Genomic DNA, 14,326 nt, shown 5'->3' on the forward strand with positions numbered 1-14,326 from the left:
CACGTTGGTTGCAACGTTGCAATATGAGGGTGCCCCGAACGAAGGAAGGACCACACCATGACTGAGGCCGCCACCACCACCGCCCCCTTCCCGCCCGCCGAGGACGCGGTGCGCGACCTGTACGGTCCGGGGATCACCGCCTGCCGCGGGGCGTTCACCCCGGAGTGGGCGGACCGGATGCGCGAGGACATCGACGCGGCGTTCGCCGAGGCGCGCGGCCGGGAGGGCGGCGCGGTCGGCCGCGGCCCGCACCGCTACTACGTGGAGATCCACCCCGAGCAGCTGCGGGGCTTCGTGGACCTGGTCGACCACCCCTGGGTGCGCGCGGTGAGCGAGGCGGTCCTCGGCCCCGACTACCGGATCGTGGAGCTGGGCTTCGACGTGCCGCTGGCCGGGGCGGTGAACCAGCCCTGGCACCGCGACTTCCCGATGCCGGAGGAGACCCGCCGCGACCGCCGGCTCACCTCGCTGGCGTTCAACCTCACGGCCGTCGACACCCGGGAGGACATGGGCCCGTTCGAGATCGCGCCCGGCACCCAGTGGGACGACGGCGCCCGCTTCGGACACGCGATGTTCCCGCGCCGCGAGGACTACCCGCGCTACGCGGCCCTGGCCGAGCGCAAGTACCCGCAGCGGGGCGACATCTCGGCCCGGTCGGCCCTGACCATCCACCGGGGCACGGCCAACCGGTCGCAGGACCCGCGCCCGGTCCTGGTGCTCGGGGTGGACGCCCCGGGGGCGGGGAACGACGGCCACCACGACATGGCGGTCACCCGGGGCTTCTGGGAGTCGCTGCCCGAGCGGGTCCGGGCACACCTGGTCTGCCCGGTGGTCGATGAACTCGCGCCCATCGTGCAGAAGCACACCATCGAGGGCCTGGTGATGGGCGACGCCTGACGGAGCCGGGGCCCGGCGGACGAACCGCCGGGCCCCGGACACGCGTGTCACCTCATCTCAGGGTGCCCAGGGCGCCTCCACCGCCCAGGTGGTGTCCTCGGTGAAGGTGGCCGGGTTGTCCCAGTCGTGTCCGCCGCCCGGAGTGGCGAGCCACACCTCCGACTTGATGTGCCGCAGATAGCTGCCCGGTAGGTTCGCGCTGGTCAGCCGCACCCCGCCGGTGCCGGCGACCGCGCACCAGGTGGCGTCGGCCTTGTAGAGCGCGGAGCCGTCGTTCGCCTCGCGGCGGACCCGGAAGTCCCGGTGGCGCAGGTACTCGCCCGGGTAGTTGCGCGACTCGAACGAGTAGCAGTTGCCGTTCGCCAGGCCCGGCACGATCTTCCAGGTGGCGTCGTTCTTCAGCAGCGCGCTGCTGTTGCCGTCGACCACCTCGGTGAAGGCGAGCGCGTCCTGGTGGCGCAGATACTTGTTGGTGTAGCCGGGCGTGGTGACCCGCAGGGACTTGTAGCCCCCGGTGGGCAGGGTCACCGGCGGAGCCGGGTTCTTCGAGGCGTTGATGAGCGCCTGGTTCGCGGCCCGCACCCGGGCCGTGTCCACCTTGACGACCTGGCGGTCGTAGGTGAGCAGCCCGTTGGCCTCGTTCTCCACATCGGTGATCTCGGTGTAGACCGAGGCGGAGAGGCCCGCCGGGAGCTGGCCGATCCGGATGCCGTCGATGAGCCCGACGAACCGGTTGTTCAGCGCGGCGATGCTCGGCTGGTCCTCGTAACTGAAGCCGCCGCCGGGGAACCACTCGTGCCCGGGGACCTTGTAGCCGAGGCCGCCGAACTCGCCGAGGACGGCCGCCCGGGTCGCGGTCGGCGCGGTGTTGCCGGGGCCGACGTAGATGTGGTTGTCGACCACGTCGCCGTTGCCGCCGTCCACCGAGCCGCAGCAGTTGACCCCGCTCATGTTGTCGACCAGCCGGGTCGGGTCGTACGCCTTGACCTCGTTGGCGATCCTGGCCTGGTCGTACTGCCCCCAGCCCTCGTTCTGGTCCACCCACATGACCAGCGACGGCGAGCTGCGGTGCTGGTCGATGATCGCGTGGAACTCGGCCTCCCACTGGGTGCGGGCCGCCGAACTCGGGGACTTGCCGGTGTCCATGGCCGGCATGTCCTGCCAGACCAGGAGCCCCAGCTTGTCCGCCCAGTAGAACCAGCGCTGCGGTTCGACCTTGATGTGCTTGCGGACCATGTTGAACCCGAGGTCCTTGTGGGCCTGGAGGTCCGACTTCAGGGCAGCGTCGGTCGGCGCGGTGTAGATGCCGTCCGGCCAGTAGCCCTGGTCCAGGGTGCCCGTCTGGAAGACGAACTTGCCGTTCAGGACCGGCCGCAGGACGTTGTCGACCTTCGCGATCGCGATCGAGCGCATCCCGGTGTAGCTGCCGACCGAGTCCGTCACCGCCGAACCGTCGAGCAGTTCCGCCTTGACGTCGTAGAGGAACGGGTCGTCCGGAGTCCACAGATGCGTGTTCGGCACCGGCACGGAGACCGTGGAGCCGACCGTACCGCTGGCCGTGCCGACCACGGTGCCGCCGCTGGAGACGGTGACCCTGGCCGTACGCCCCGAGGCGGAGTCGGCCTGCACCTTCACCCGCAGGGTGCTGTCGCCCAGGTTCGGCGTCATGTCCAGCCGGGTGATGTGCGCGGCGGCGACCGGCTCCAGCCACACCGTCTGCCAGATGCCGGAGGCCGCGGTGTAGAAGATCCCGCCCCCGCTGTGCGGCTGCACATCATTGATCCGCTGCTTGCCGACCGCCTGGCCGCCCGTCTGCGTCGGGTCGTAGACGGACACCACGATCGTGTTCGTACCGCCGTTGAGCTGCGGAGTGATGTCGTACGAGAACGAGTCGTAGCCGCCCTTGTGCGCGCCCACCTGGGTGCCGTTCACCCAGACCGTGGTCTGCCAGTCGGACGCGCCGAAGTTGAGCACGGTCCGGCGGCCGTTCCAGTTCGACGGCACGGTGAAGGTGCGCTTGTACCAGAGCTTGTCGTTCTCGGTGATCCTGCGCTGGATGCCCGAGAGCGCGGACTCGGCGACGAACGGCACCCGGATCTGGTCCGGCCACGACGACGGCTGCCCGGCGTCCCGGCCGGTCACCGCGAAGTCCCAGATGCCGTTGAGGTTGGCCCAGTCGGACCGGGTCAGCTGCGGGCGCGGATACTCCGGCAGCGGCTTGTCGACCGGGACCTGGTTGGTCCAGGGCGTCGTCATCGGCGGCGTCTTGGGCGACCAGGACGCGGCACCGGCCGGCGAGGCGCCGACCCCGACGAGCGCGGAGGACACCAGCGCCAGCAGGCCGGTCGTCGCGATCGCCCGTCTCCACCACGGCTTTCGGCCGGGTACTCGTAAACGGCTCACAGGTTCGTCTCCTTGATTCGGTTCGGCCCCCGGGGGACGGGAGCGGTCTGGGGGAGGCGCGGCGCGCCGGGAATCAGACGAGCTGCCAGAGGTGGTCGTCGGTGCCGTTGTCGTCGTACTGCACGACATGGGCGCTGTCGGCCGTGGACATGTTGTCGACGCCGAGGACCTTGCCGGAGTGGCGGTTGCGGATGCGGTACCAGCCGCCGCCGTCCGGGACGAGCTGCCAGAGGTGGTCGTCGGTGCCGTTGTCGTCGAACTGGACGACATGGGCGCTGTTGTCCATCGACATGTTGTCGACGCCGAGGACCTTGCCCGAGTGGTGGTTGCGGATGCGGTACCAGCCGTCGCCCTCCGCGACCAGCCGCCAGTCGTGGTCGTCGGTCCCCGTGTCCCCGAACTGCACGACGTGCGCGCTGTTGGCGGTGGACATGACGTCGACGCCCAGGACCTTGCCCGAGTGGCGGTTGCGGATGCGGTACCAGCGGTCCGCGAGCCACGGTTCCGCGCCCGGGTCCGCGGTCGGGAACGAGGTGATGCGCAGCCGGGCCGCCCCCATCGGCACGAGGGTGACCTCCTCCACCGGCTCGGTGCTGCGGGCCGGCGAGTCCTGGAGCGGGGCCACGACGTGCTCGTCGTCGGCCGTCCACTCAGGGATGCGGCGCGCCTTCGCGGTGATGGACAGCGGGGTGCCGTCGAGCGTGAAGGGGTTGCCGGCCTTCACCCCGCGGGCGCTGTGGTGGCGCAGGGAGGCGGCGGGCTTCTTCGGGTCCAGGACGAGCCCGTAGTTCCACGGGCCGGTCGCGTGGACCGCGTACTCGGGGAACCGGTCGCTGCCGCCGATGCGCTCGTACGACTCACCGATGCGCAGCGAGTACGTGAGCGGGCCGCGGTCCACGCTGACGGAGTTCCGGTTGTCCGCCCAGGTGCGTACGGTGGTGCGCTGCGGGAAGCGCAGGGTGACCCGGTCCCCGTCGGCCCAGGTGCGGTCGATCCGGGTGAAGGCGGGGCCGGCCGGGGCGGCCACGCGCCGCCCGTTCACCGCGATCTCGGGGGCGTCGCACCAGGCCGGGACGCGCAGCACCAGCGGGAAGGCCAGCCGCTTGGGGGCCTTCAGGGTGAGGGTGACGGTGTCCGTGAAGGGGTAGTCCGTCTCCTCGGTGAACGTGACCTCGGTGCCGCCGGCGACCTTGGCCCTCACCTCGCAGGCGGCGTACATGGCGGCGGCCAGGCCCCCGTCGGGGGTGGCGAGCCACAGCTCCTCGGTGAAGTACGGCCAGCCCATGCCGTAGTTGTGCGGGCAGCAGCGGTACTGGTCGACGCCCGGCAGGAACGCCTGCATGGCGAACCCGTTCTGGAACTGGCGCTCCGACTTGGGCACGTTGTCCAGGTCCACGCTGTTGGCGCTGGTGATGTAGTGGATCGCCTTGCCCGAGGGATCGAGCGAGGCGGGCAGCGAGTTGAACGCCAGCTCCTCGCAGCGGTCGGCCCACAGCGGGTCGCCGGTGATCCGGGTCAGCAGCTGGTGGCTGGCCATGAACTCCACGATCCCGCAGGTCTCGAAGCCCTGCCGGGGGTCGCCGTGCCCGGGCCGCGCGTTCTCGTCCCCGGCGAAACCGCCGCCGGGGAACTGCCCGTACTGGTCCATGGCCTTGCCGTACGTCCCGTACGTGTCCCGGGTGTCCTGCGCCGAGCCGCTGCGCAGCGCGTACTGGGCGGGCTCGCGGAAGCCCTGGGCGATGTTCACGTTGTGCGGGTTGACCAGGTTGTCGCCCCAGTCGGCACCGTACGTGTGGATCTTGTCGGCGAGGTCCATCAGGAAGCTGTCGCCGGTCCGGTTGTACAGCCAGAAGACGCTGTCCAGGCCGTCGCCCCAGCGCAGGGCGATCCAGCTGGTGTTGAAGGCGCCCGGGCCCTGGGTGTTCATGTACCGGAAGAAGCGGCTCAGGAAGGGGATGATCCGGGTGTCCCCGGTGTACTCCTGCCAGGAGCGCAGGGCCTGCACCAGCGGCAGGAACGGCCAGAAGTCCGGGCCGCCGTTGAGCGAGGTGCGCAGCGCCTTCGGGCCGAAGAACCCGTCGGACTGCTGGGTGGCCAGGATCGCGTCGAACCAGCGGCGCACCGCCGCGAGGGCCTTCGCGTCGCCGGTGACGATCGCCAGGTCGGTGTAGCCGCGCAGCCAGTACGGGACCTCCTCCCAGCCGCCGAGGTCGGGGCGGACCCAGCCGGTGGCCGAGAAGTCGAGGAAGTGCGAGAACTCCTCGTACCGGCCGCAGAGCCCGTCGAGCTGGAGCTTCAGCTGACCGGCGAGCCAGCCGCGCGCGGTGACCTGGCCGGGCGGGAGCTTCAGGAAGGCGGTGGGGTGCAGGGGCGCGGCGTTGGGGGAGTAGTGGCCGCCGTGCGCGGGCCGCACCCGGTGCTCGGCGGCGGTCGCGGTGGCCGACCAGCGGCCGGCCGCCGTGGTGGCGGCGACGGTGGCGAGCGCGGTGGTCATGAGCTGCCTGCGGTTCAGGGGCATGGGGGAGGGCTCCTGCTCTGCCGGACCTGGAACTCCGGCTTGGGAATGCGCATGACAAAAGAGGGTGGCGCCACGGCGCGTCGGCATGGACCGGCTGCGCGCATGACGAAGAGCGCCGTCGCGATCCGTACGGAGGGCGCGGCACCTTTCTGCAACGTTGGAAAATGGGGTTCCGGCGGTATGACAGCACGCCGTCAGGCGGCTGTCCAGAGGTACGACGGCAACGTTCGCGTCCGGGTGCCGGAGCCGGACGAAGTGGCTGCGACACATTTTGGAAACGCATCGACAACGCTCTTGCCGCCCGTGCCGCACCGCCTATATAACGTTGTAAACCGAGCCGCCGAGAGGCCGCGCAGGCTCTCACGACCGCAGTTTGTGCAGCTAGGGGCCGTCTCCTAGCGGGGCCGTGAGTGCAGTGACATCAGCCGCCGCGCAGCGGCCGATGCATCGTCCAGCCATGACCGACCGCACGCCCTCCGGCGTGCCGTCATCCCGCCAAGGAGCTCCCGCGCATGATGATCCAGCGTCGATCCCGTACCCTCGCCGTGGCCTGCGTCCTCGCCGCCACCGCCACGCTGGCCGTTTCCGGCTGCTCCAAGTCGGAGGGCTCGGACAACAACGCGAGCAGCGACAGCAGCCAGGCAGCGCAGGCGGCCAAGACCCCCGAGTCCTCGTCCGGTTCGGGCTGCTCGCTCCAGAGCTACGGCGCCCCGAAGCTCGACCTGAAGAACGCGGTCGTCGGCTTCTCCCAGTCGGAGAAGGAGGCCAACCCGTTCCGTATCGCCGAGACCCAGTCCATCAAGGACGAGGCGAAGAAGATCGGCGTCAAGAAGCTGCTCACCACCAACGCCCAGTCGCAGCTGTCCAAGCAGATCAGCGACATCCAGGACATGCTCGCCCAGGGAGCCCAGTTCCTCATCGTCGCCCCGCTGAACTCGGACGGCCTGGAGCCGGCCCTCAAGGCCGCCGCCGCCAAGAAGGTCCCGGTCCTCACCGTCGACCGCAAGCTCAACGCCACCGCCTGCAAGGACTACGTGGCCTTCCTGGGCTCCGACTTCGTGGAGCAGGGCAAGCGCGCCGCCGACGCGATGATCAAGGCGACCGGCGGCAAGGGCAAGGTCGCCATCCTCCTCGGTTCGTCGGGCAACAACGTCACCACCGACCGCACCAAGGGCTTCGTGGACCAGCTCAAGGCCAAGGCCCCCGACATGGAGATCGTCGCCCAGCAGACCGGTGAGTTCGCCCGCGACAAGGGCCAGCAGGTCACCGAGCAGCTGATCCAGTCCAAGCCCGGTATCACCGCCATCTACGCGGAGAACGACGAGATGGGCCTCGGCGCCGTCACCGCGGTGAAGGCCGCCGGCAAGAAGCCCGGCAAGGACATCAAGATCGTCTCCGTCGACGGCACCCGCAACGCCGTCCAGGCCATCGTCAACGGCGAGTACAACGCCGTCATCGAGTCCAACCCGCGCTTCGGCCCGCTGGCCTTCGCGACCGCCCAGAAGTTCTACGGCGGCGAGGAGATCCCCGAGAACGTCATCATCAGCGACCGCTCGTACGACGAGGCCAACGCCAAGTCCACGGTCGGCAACGCGTTCTGATCCCAGCCGGCCCCAACTGCCCGTACCGGCTCCGTCGGTTCACCGCCGCCGTGGCGCTCCCCCGCCACGGCGGCCACCGGGCCCCCATCCTTGGAAGAGCGGAAGGCCAAGACCAGCCATGGCACCACCCGAAGCAGTACCGCAGCCGCCGGAGCCGGCCGCCGACGTGAAGGAGAGCAGCGCGACCGGAACGGCCCTCGCGGACGAGCCCGGCGCGGCACCCGCCGTCCTGGAGGCTCGCTCGGTCAGCAAGCGGTTCCCGGGCGTCGTCGCCCTCGACGGCGTCTCCTTCTCCCTGCGCGCCGGCGAGACCCACGCCCTGGTGGGGGAGAACGGAGCCGGCAAGTCCACCCTCATCAAGGTGCTGACGGGCGTCTACCGGCCCGACGAGGGCGAGCTGCGGCTGGCCGGCGAACAGGTCTCCTTCAGCCGGCCCTTCGAGGCGCAGGAAGCGGGCATCTCCACGATCTACCAGGAGGTGAACCTCGTCCCGCTGATGAGCGTGGCGCGCAACATCTTCCTCGGCCGCGAGCCCAAGAACCGCTTCGGCCTGATCGACTTCCCCCGGATGTACCGCGAGGCGAGCGAACTCCTCGACGGCTTCGGCGTCCGCGTCGACCCGAAGCGCCCCCTGCACACCCTGGGCATCGGCACCCAGCAGATGGTCGCCATGGCCCGCGCCGTCTCCGTGAACGCCCAGGTCGTCATCATGGACGAACCCACCTCCTCGCTGGAGCCCCGCGAGGTCGAGACGCTCTTCCGGGTCATCGAGGACCTCCGCGGACGCGGCATCGCCGTCCTCTACGTCAGCCACCGCATGGACGAGCTGTACCGGATCTGCGAGCGGGTCACCGTCCTGCGCGACGGCCACCACATCCACACCGGCGACCTCGCCGACCTCGACCGGATGCAGCTCGTCTCGATGATGCTCGGCCGCGACATGGCCGAGGTGCGCCGCGAAGGGCTGACCAACTTCGACTCCGAGGGCCACGAGGCCGCGCGCACCCCCGTCCTCACCGCCACCGGCCTCTCCCGCGACCACCAGCTGCACGACATCTCCCTCGACCTGTACGCGGGTGAGGTCATGGGCCTCGGCGGACTCCTCGGCTCCGGGCGCAGCGAGACCGCGAAGGCCATCGCCGGTGCGCTCTCCCTGGACTCCGGCGAGGTCAGCGTGGCCGGACGCACCCTGCGCCGCCTCACCTCGGCCGGAGCCATCCGGGCCGGGATCAGCCTGCTGCCCGAGGACCGCAAGGCCGAGGGCATCGTGCCCGGCCTCTCGGTCCGCGAGAACATCGTGCTGGCCGCGATGCCCCGGCTCTCCCGCGCCGGCATCGTCTCCCGCGCCAAGCAGGACCGCATTGTCGACATCTTCATGAAGCGACTCAGGATCAAGGCGGCGAGCCCCGAGCAGAAGGTCGGCGAGCTCTCCGGCGGCAACCAGCAGAAGGTGCTGCTGGCCCGCTGGCTCTGCCTGGAGCCCAAGGTCCTGCTGCTCGACGAACCCACCCGGGGCATCGACGTCGGCGCCAAGGCCGAGGTCCAGAGCCTCATCGACGACCTCGCCCGCGAGGGCCTGGCCGTCCTGCTCATCTCCTCCGACATCGAGGAACTGATCGAGGGCGCCGACCGGATCGTCGTCCTGCGGGGCGGCGCGGTCGCGGGCGAGCTGGCGGGCGACGAGGTGGCGGAGAGCCATCTGCTCGAAGTGCTCGCCGACCACTCACCGGCTGCCGCGGACAAGGCGCCGGCCGCGAAGGAGGACCCCCGATGACCCAGGCCGCAGTCACCACCCCGCAGCCCGGCCGCTCGCCCGGCTGCGCGACCCCGCCTGGTACCAGGAGTACGGCGTCTACCTCGCCGTCGCGGTCGTCCTCGTCTTCAACGCCCTGTTCACCGAGCACTTCATGACGGTGGACAACCTGCGCACCCAGCTCGTCCAGGTCGCCCCGATCGTCATCGTCGCCCTCGGCATGGCGCTCGTCATCGGCACCGAGGGCGTCGACCTCTCCGTCGGCTCGACCATGGCCCTGGCCGCCGCGCTGCTGCCGCTCTACCTCGGCTACGGACTGGTCCCCGCACTCGTCATGGCGCTGCTCGCCGGCGCCCTCGTCGGAGCGGTCAACGGCACCCTGGTCTCGCTCGTCGGCCTCCAGCCGATCGTCGCCACGCTCGCCCTGTTCGTCGGCGGCCGGGGCCTCGCCCTGGTGATGGCGGACAGCCAGCTCAAGCAGATCGTCAACCCCGACCTGCTCTCGCTGGGCACCGGCTCCTTCCTCGGCATCCCGCTGGTCGTCCTCATCGCCGGCGTGCTCGCCGTCGCCGTGGCCTTCCTCGTCACCCGGACCACCTTCGGCCGCCAGGTCGTCGCCATCGGCGGCAACCGCTCCGCCGCCGCCCTGGCCGGACTGCCCGTACGCCGGGTGCTCATCGGGGTGTACGTGCTCTGCGGGGTGCTCGCCGCCCTCGCCGGAGTCCTGGCCACCGCCCGGCTCACCGCCAGCGACCCCTCCTCGCTCGGCACCCTCATGGAACTCTCCGCCATCACGGCGGTCGTGGTGGGCGGCACCCCGCTCAACGGCGGCTCCATCCGGGTCCTCGGCACCGTCGCCGGCGCCCTCCTCATGCAATTGCTGCGGGCCACCCTCATCAAGCACGACCTGCCCGACTCCACCGCACAGATCGCCCAGGCGGCCATCATCATCGCCGCCGTCTACGTCGCCCGGGAGCGTCGGTCCCGATGAACGAAACCTCACCTGCGCCGGCGGCCTCCGCCCCGGCCCCGCGCAAGACCCCCGCCGCCTCCGGCGCCACCACGCCGGCGCCCGGTGCCGGATCGCCGCGCACGACCGGCGGGCGGATCGCCGAACTCCTGCAACGCCAGGGCGTCCTGGTCGTCCTCCTGACGGTCGTGATCGTCGCGTCCTGCATCTACCCGTCGACGTTCTCCACCCTGGACAACGCCCGCGGGGTGACCGTCCAGGCGTCGTTCCTGGCCGTCGTCGCGCTCGGCATGACCATGGTCATCATCACCGGCGGCATCGACCTCTCCGTCGGGTCCGTCTTCGCCCTGGGCGGGGTGCTCGCCGCCTGGGCCTCCCAATGGGGCATCCTGCCCGCCCTGTTGGTCCCGCTCGTGGTGTGCGGCGCGATCGGCCTGCTCAACGGCTTCCTCGTGGCCCGCGCCGGAATGGCCCCGTTCATCGTCACGCTCGCCACCCTCCTCGGGGCGCGCGGGCTGCTCCTCGCCATCACGGACGAGGGCGCCACCACCTACCTGGTGTCCAAGGACTCGGCCTTCGCGGAACTCGGACAGGGCGCGATCTGGGGCTTCGGCTACCCGATCTTCATCGCCCTCGCGCTGTTCGGCCTCGGCGGACTCCTCCTCCAGCGCACCTCGTTCGGCCAGTCGATCTTCGCCGTCGGCGGCAGCAGTGACGCCGCCACCCTGATGGGCCTGCCCGTCGCCCGTACGAAGATGCTCGTCTACACGCTCAGCGGACTGCTGGCCGGACTGGCCGGCGCGCTCAACGCCGCCCGGCTCTCCTCCGGGGTCACCATCATCGGCGTGGGCATGGAGCTGGACGCGATCTCCGCCGTCGTCATCGGCGGCACCCTCCTCATCGGCGGCGCCGGCTCCATCAGCGGCACGCTCTGGGGCGTCCTGCTCCTCCAGGTCATCCAGAACCTGATCAACCAGATCGGCTCGCTGAACTCCTCGTACCAGTCGGTCGTCAGCGGCGGCTTCCTTATCGTTGTCGTCGTGGCCCAGCGCTATCTGGCGCGCAGCCGCAGAACCACCTGAACCGGTGCCGGGGCCCCACGGCCCCGGCACCGTTCGAGCCGATCGAGCCGAACCGGCGGGAGCCGGGCCACCGCGCCTCACCGCGCGACAAGTCGATTCAGGGAGTGCCGTGGGCGTCAGCCTCAAGGACGTTGCGCAACGGGCGGGCGTGTCCATCAAGACCGTGTCGAACGTGGTGAACAACTATCAGCACGTCACACCGAAGATGCGCGCCAAGGTGCAGCAGGCCATCGACGAGCTCGGCTACCGGCCGAACCTCACCGCCCGCCATCTGCGCAAGGGCCGCACCGGGATCATCGCGCTCGCCGTCCCCGAGTTCGGCAACCCGTACTTCGCGGAGCTGGCCGGCGCGGTGGTCGACGCCGCCGCCCGGCACGACTACACCGTGCTGGTCGACCACACCGGCGGACTGCGCGAGAAGGAACTCCTCGTCAGCCAGGGGTTCCGGTCCCACGTCATCGACGGGCTCATCCTCAGCCCGATCCACCTGGAGACCGAGGACCTGATGGCGCGCACCGAGACCGCGCCCCTGGTCCTGCTCGGCGAGCGCGAGTACGAGGCCCCGTACGACCACATCGCCATCGACAACGTCGCCGCGGCCCGCGAGGCCGTACGCCACCTCGTCCAGCTCGGCCACCGCCGCATCGCCTTCCTCGGCTCCCGCACCGGCCGCGAACGCCAGCCCGCCCACCTCCGGCTGCGCGGCTGGCGCGAGGAGCTGGCCGCCTCCGGGATCGAGCCCGACGAGGCGCTGGTCGTCGTCACCGACGGCTACGGCCGCGAGGACGGGGCCTCCGGCATGGCCGCGCTCCTCGACCGGGGCGAGCGCCCCGACGCCGTCTTCGCGTACAACGACCTCATCGCCATCGGCGCCATGCGCACCCTCACCGCACGCGGCCTGCGCATCCCCGAGGACGTCGCCGTCGTCGGCTTCGACGACATCGAGGAGAGCCTCTACGGCGCGACCACCCTCACCACCGTGGCGCCCGACAAGGAGGCCATCGCCCGGCTCGCCGTCGACAGCCTGGTCGAGCGCCTTTCCGGCGAGCCGGTGGCGGAGCCCAGGCGGCCCCGGCCCGGCTACCGCCTCGTCGTCCGCGAATCCACCGTTCCCCGGCCCGCCGCCGACCGGGCCTGAGCCACGGGCCGGACTCCCCGCCACCCCTGGGGAGTCCGCCGCCCACGCCCCGCCCGTCCGGCCGCTCCGGCCTTCCGATCGCCCCAAGGATCATTGATGCCTCGCCCCACCGTGCACAGCAAACCGTTCGGCGCCCACGGGTCCACGGACGTCGACATCTGGACGCTCGACTCCGGCACCGGAGTCCGGGCCGAGATCCTCACCTACGGCGGCATCCTGCACCGGCTCACCGTGCCCGACACCGCCGGAACCCCGGCCTCCGTCGTCCGCTCGCTGCCCGCCCTCGACGACTACACGGGCAAGAACCCGTTCTTCGGCGCCCTCGTCGGCCGTTACGCCAACCGCATCGCGCACGGCAGGTTCACCCTCGACGGTACGGAGCACCAGGTCCCCACCACCGACCGGGGCCACGCCCTGCACGGCGGGCCGGACGGCTTCCACACCCGGATCTGGCGGGCCGAGGGCACCGCGACGGACGAGGCGGCCGTCCTGCGGCTCACGCTGCACAGCCCCGACGGCGACATGGGTTTCCCCGGCGCGCTGGACGTGACCGTGACGTACACCCTCGACGCGGCCGGCACCCTGGCGCTCGACTACGCGGCCACCACCGACCGCGCCACCGTCGTCAGCCTCACCAACCACGCGTACTTCGACCTGACCGCCCGGGGCGACATCCTCGGCCACACCCTCCAGGTGGACGCCGGGCACTACCTCCCCGTGGACGAGGAGGGCATCCCCGAGGGCCCCGCCGCGCCCGTCGCCGCCACCCCGTTCGACCTGACCGCCCCGCAGACCCTCGCGGACCGGATCGCCCTGCCCGACGAACAGCTGCGCCGAGCGGGCGGATTCGACCACTGCTGGGTCCTCGACGGCGCGGACGCACCGGCCGCCCCCCGCCGCGCCGCCCGCCTCACCGCACCCGGCGGCGGACGGGTCATGGAGGTGTGGACCACCGAACCGGGCATCCAGGTCTACACCGCCAACCAGCTGGACGGCACCCTCGCCGACCCGGACGGCGGCCACCACGAGCGCCACAGCGCCGTCTGCCTGGAGACCCAGCACCTCCCCGACTCGCCCAACCGCCCGGACCACCCGTCCACGGTGCTGCGCCCCGGGGAACACCTCCGCAGCCGCACCGAATACCGCTTCCCGCACCTGGCGGCGCCGCAGGGGTGAGGGGGAGGCGAATTACGACGAGTCTCGTAGTATGGGAGCTCCGGACGGAGCGACGATGCGGAGAGCGACCGTGACCCCTGCCAGCACCACCGCCCCGGCAGCGGGCGCGCGCGCCCTGCCCCACCCCGCCCGTGAGGAGATCCGGCTCGAAGCGGTCCTGCACGCCCTCTCGGACCCGGTGCGGCTCAGTGTCGTACGCGAACTGGCCGCCGCCGGGTCCGAGCTGACCTGCTCCTGCTTCGAGCTGCCGGTCACCAAGTCCACCTCCACGCACCACTTCCGGGTGCTGCGCGAGAGCGGCATCGTCCAGCAGACCTACCGGGGCACCGCCAAGATGAACGGACTGCGCCGGGACGACCTCGACGCGCTGTTCCCCGGGCTGCTCGACCGCGTCCTGGAAGCGGCGGCCGGCCAGGCGGAGCGCCTCGGCGAGGCGTGAGGCGGCGCGCTCCGTCACCGTACGGGCCGGTGTTCTCACGGACCGTAGTACTTCATTGACCGATCAGCCATGACGGGACATGCTGTACCCCCGCCACGGACCGGTTCCGGCGACGCAGGGGATCGCCGGAGCCGGGACGTCTCAGAACGCCGGCCGCTCGCCGCCCCCGGTCGCGGCGGCCCACTCGACCAGCAGGCGCTGGTACTGCTCCTCGTCCTCCGGGGACAGGTGGCCGCCCGAACGCCGCCACAGGTCGCGAATGTCTTCATTCACCACTGCTGCGGGGCGTACGGAATCGGACGGGCACGGAGTCGGGGACATGTTCTCCAGGCTAAGGCCACGATGTGAC

The 14,326-nt window shown here is 71.1% G+C and carries 11 protein-coding genes; 8 read left to right on the forward strand and 3 right to left on the reverse strand.

Features of this window, described 5'->3' with window-relative positions:
• The first annotated feature begins 57 nt into the window (after positions 1-57).
• Complete coding sequence (locus NEH16_RS28410) at positions 58-897, forward strand: phytanoyl-CoA dioxygenase family protein (protein WP_265545785.1); 840 nt, start codon at positions 58-60, stop codon at positions 895-897.
• A gap of 57 nt (positions 898-954) precedes the next feature.
• Here the strand turns inward: NEH16_RS28410 and NEH16_RS28415 are convergent, their stop codons facing one another.
• The gene (locus NEH16_RS28415; RefSeq protein ID WP_265547419.1) at positions 955-3,225 is read right to left on the reverse strand and encodes an AbfB domain-containing protein; all 2,271 of its coding nucleotides are present in this window, start codon (positions 3,223-3,225) and stop codon (positions 955-957) included.
• 148 nt (positions 3,226-3,373) lie between these two features.
• A complete protein-coding gene (locus NEH16_RS28420) occupies positions 3,374-5,818 on the reverse strand; it encodes a beta-L-arabinofuranosidase domain-containing protein (protein ID WP_265545787.1) in 2,445 nt (814 codons plus the stop codon).
• Between the two features lie 512 nt (positions 5,819-6,330).
• Here NEH16_RS28420 and NEH16_RS28425 point away from each other — a divergent pair.
• The 7 genes from NEH16_RS28425 (at position 6,331) to NEH16_RS28455 (ending at position 13,977) form a co-directional block, all read left to right on the forward strand.
• Entirely contained in the window at positions 6,331-7,419 is a 1,089-nt protein-coding gene (locus tag NEH16_RS28425; RefSeq protein WP_073968811.1) for an ABC transporter substrate-binding protein, read from the forward strand.
• Positions 7,420-7,537: 118 nt separating this feature from the next.
• Positions 7,538-9,193, forward strand: a complete 1,656-nt coding sequence (locus NEH16_RS28430) for a sugar ABC transporter ATP-binding protein (protein WP_073968810.1) — start codon at positions 7,538-7,540, stop codon at positions 9,191-9,193.
• Between the two features lie 43 nt (positions 9,194-9,236).
• Complete coding sequence (locus tag NEH16_RS28435) at positions 9,237-10,163, forward strand: ABC transporter permease (protein ID WP_430523783.1); 927 nt, start codon at positions 9,237-9,239, stop codon at positions 10,161-10,163.
• Positions 10,160-11,224, forward strand: coding sequence for an ABC transporter permease (locus NEH16_RS28440; RefSeq protein WP_265545791.1), 1,065 nt, complete (start codon positions 10,160-10,162; stop codon positions 11,222-11,224). The genes NEH16_RS28435 and NEH16_RS28440 overlap by 4 nt, the downstream gene beginning before the upstream one ends.
• A 109-nt stretch (positions 11,225-11,333) precedes the next feature.
• The gene (locus NEH16_RS28445) at positions 11,334-12,362 is read left to right on the forward strand and encodes a LacI family DNA-binding transcriptional regulator (protein ID WP_265545793.1); all 1,029 of its coding nucleotides are present in this window, start codon (positions 11,334-11,336) and stop codon (positions 12,360-12,362) included.
• A 96-nt stretch (positions 12,363-12,458) separates the two neighbouring features.
• Positions 12,459-13,538, forward strand: a complete 1,080-nt coding sequence (locus NEH16_RS28450; protein WP_265545795.1) for an aldose epimerase family protein — start codon at positions 12,459-12,461, stop codon at positions 13,536-13,538.
• Between the two features lie 55 nt (positions 13,539-13,593).
• Entirely contained in the window at positions 13,594-13,977 is a 384-nt protein-coding gene (locus tag NEH16_RS28455; RefSeq protein ID WP_265545797.1) for an ArsR/SmtB family transcription factor, read from the forward strand.
• Between the two features lie 141 nt (positions 13,978-14,118).
• Here the strand turns inward: NEH16_RS28455 and NEH16_RS28460 are convergent, their stop codons facing one another.
• The gene (locus tag NEH16_RS28460) at positions 14,119-14,298 is read right to left on the reverse strand and encodes a hypothetical protein (protein ID WP_051083973.1); all 180 of its coding nucleotides are present in this window, start codon (positions 14,296-14,298) and stop codon (positions 14,119-14,121) included.
• Positions 14,299-14,326: the final 28 nt, after the last annotated feature.

The organism is Streptomyces drozdowiczii (assembly GCF_026167665.1).
Lineage (GTDB): Bacteria > Actinomycetota > Actinomycetes > Streptomycetales > Streptomycetaceae > Streptomyces > Streptomyces drozdowiczii_A.

What these genes read in the sequence shown, in the direction of transcription:
- NEH16_RS28410 (WP_265545785.1), top strand. Translation starts at nt 58, where the DNA reads ATGACTGAGGCCGCCACCACCACCGCCCCCTTCCCGCCCGCCGAGGAC.
- NEH16_RS28420 (WP_265545787.1), bottom strand. Translation starts at nt 5,818, where the DNA reads ATGCCCCTGAACCGCAGGCAGCTCATGACCACCGCGCTCGCCACCGTC.
- NEH16_RS28425 (WP_073968811.1), top strand. Translation starts at nt 6,331, where the DNA reads ATGATGATCCAGCGTCGATCCCGTACCCTCGCCGTGGCCTGCGTCCTC.
- NEH16_RS28430 (WP_073968810.1), top strand. Translation starts at nt 7,538, where the DNA reads ATGGCACCACCCGAAGCAGTACCGCAGCCGCCGGAGCCGGCCGCCGAC.
- NEH16_RS28440 (WP_265545791.1), top strand. Translation starts at nt 10,160, where the DNA reads ATGAACGAAACCTCACCTGCGCCGGCGGCCTCCGCCCCGGCCCCGCGC.
- NEH16_RS28450 (WP_265545795.1), top strand. Translation starts at nt 12,459, where the DNA reads ATGCCTCGCCCCACCGTGCACAGCAAACCGTTCGGCGCCCACGGGTCC.
- NEH16_RS28455 (WP_265545797.1), top strand. Translation starts at nt 13,594, where the DNA reads ATGCGGAGAGCGACCGTGACCCCTGCCAGCACCACCGCCCCGGCAGCG.
- NEH16_RS28460 (WP_051083973.1), bottom strand. Translation starts at nt 14,298, where the DNA reads ATGTCCCCGACTCCGTGCCCGTCCGATTCCGTACGCCCCGCAGCAGTG.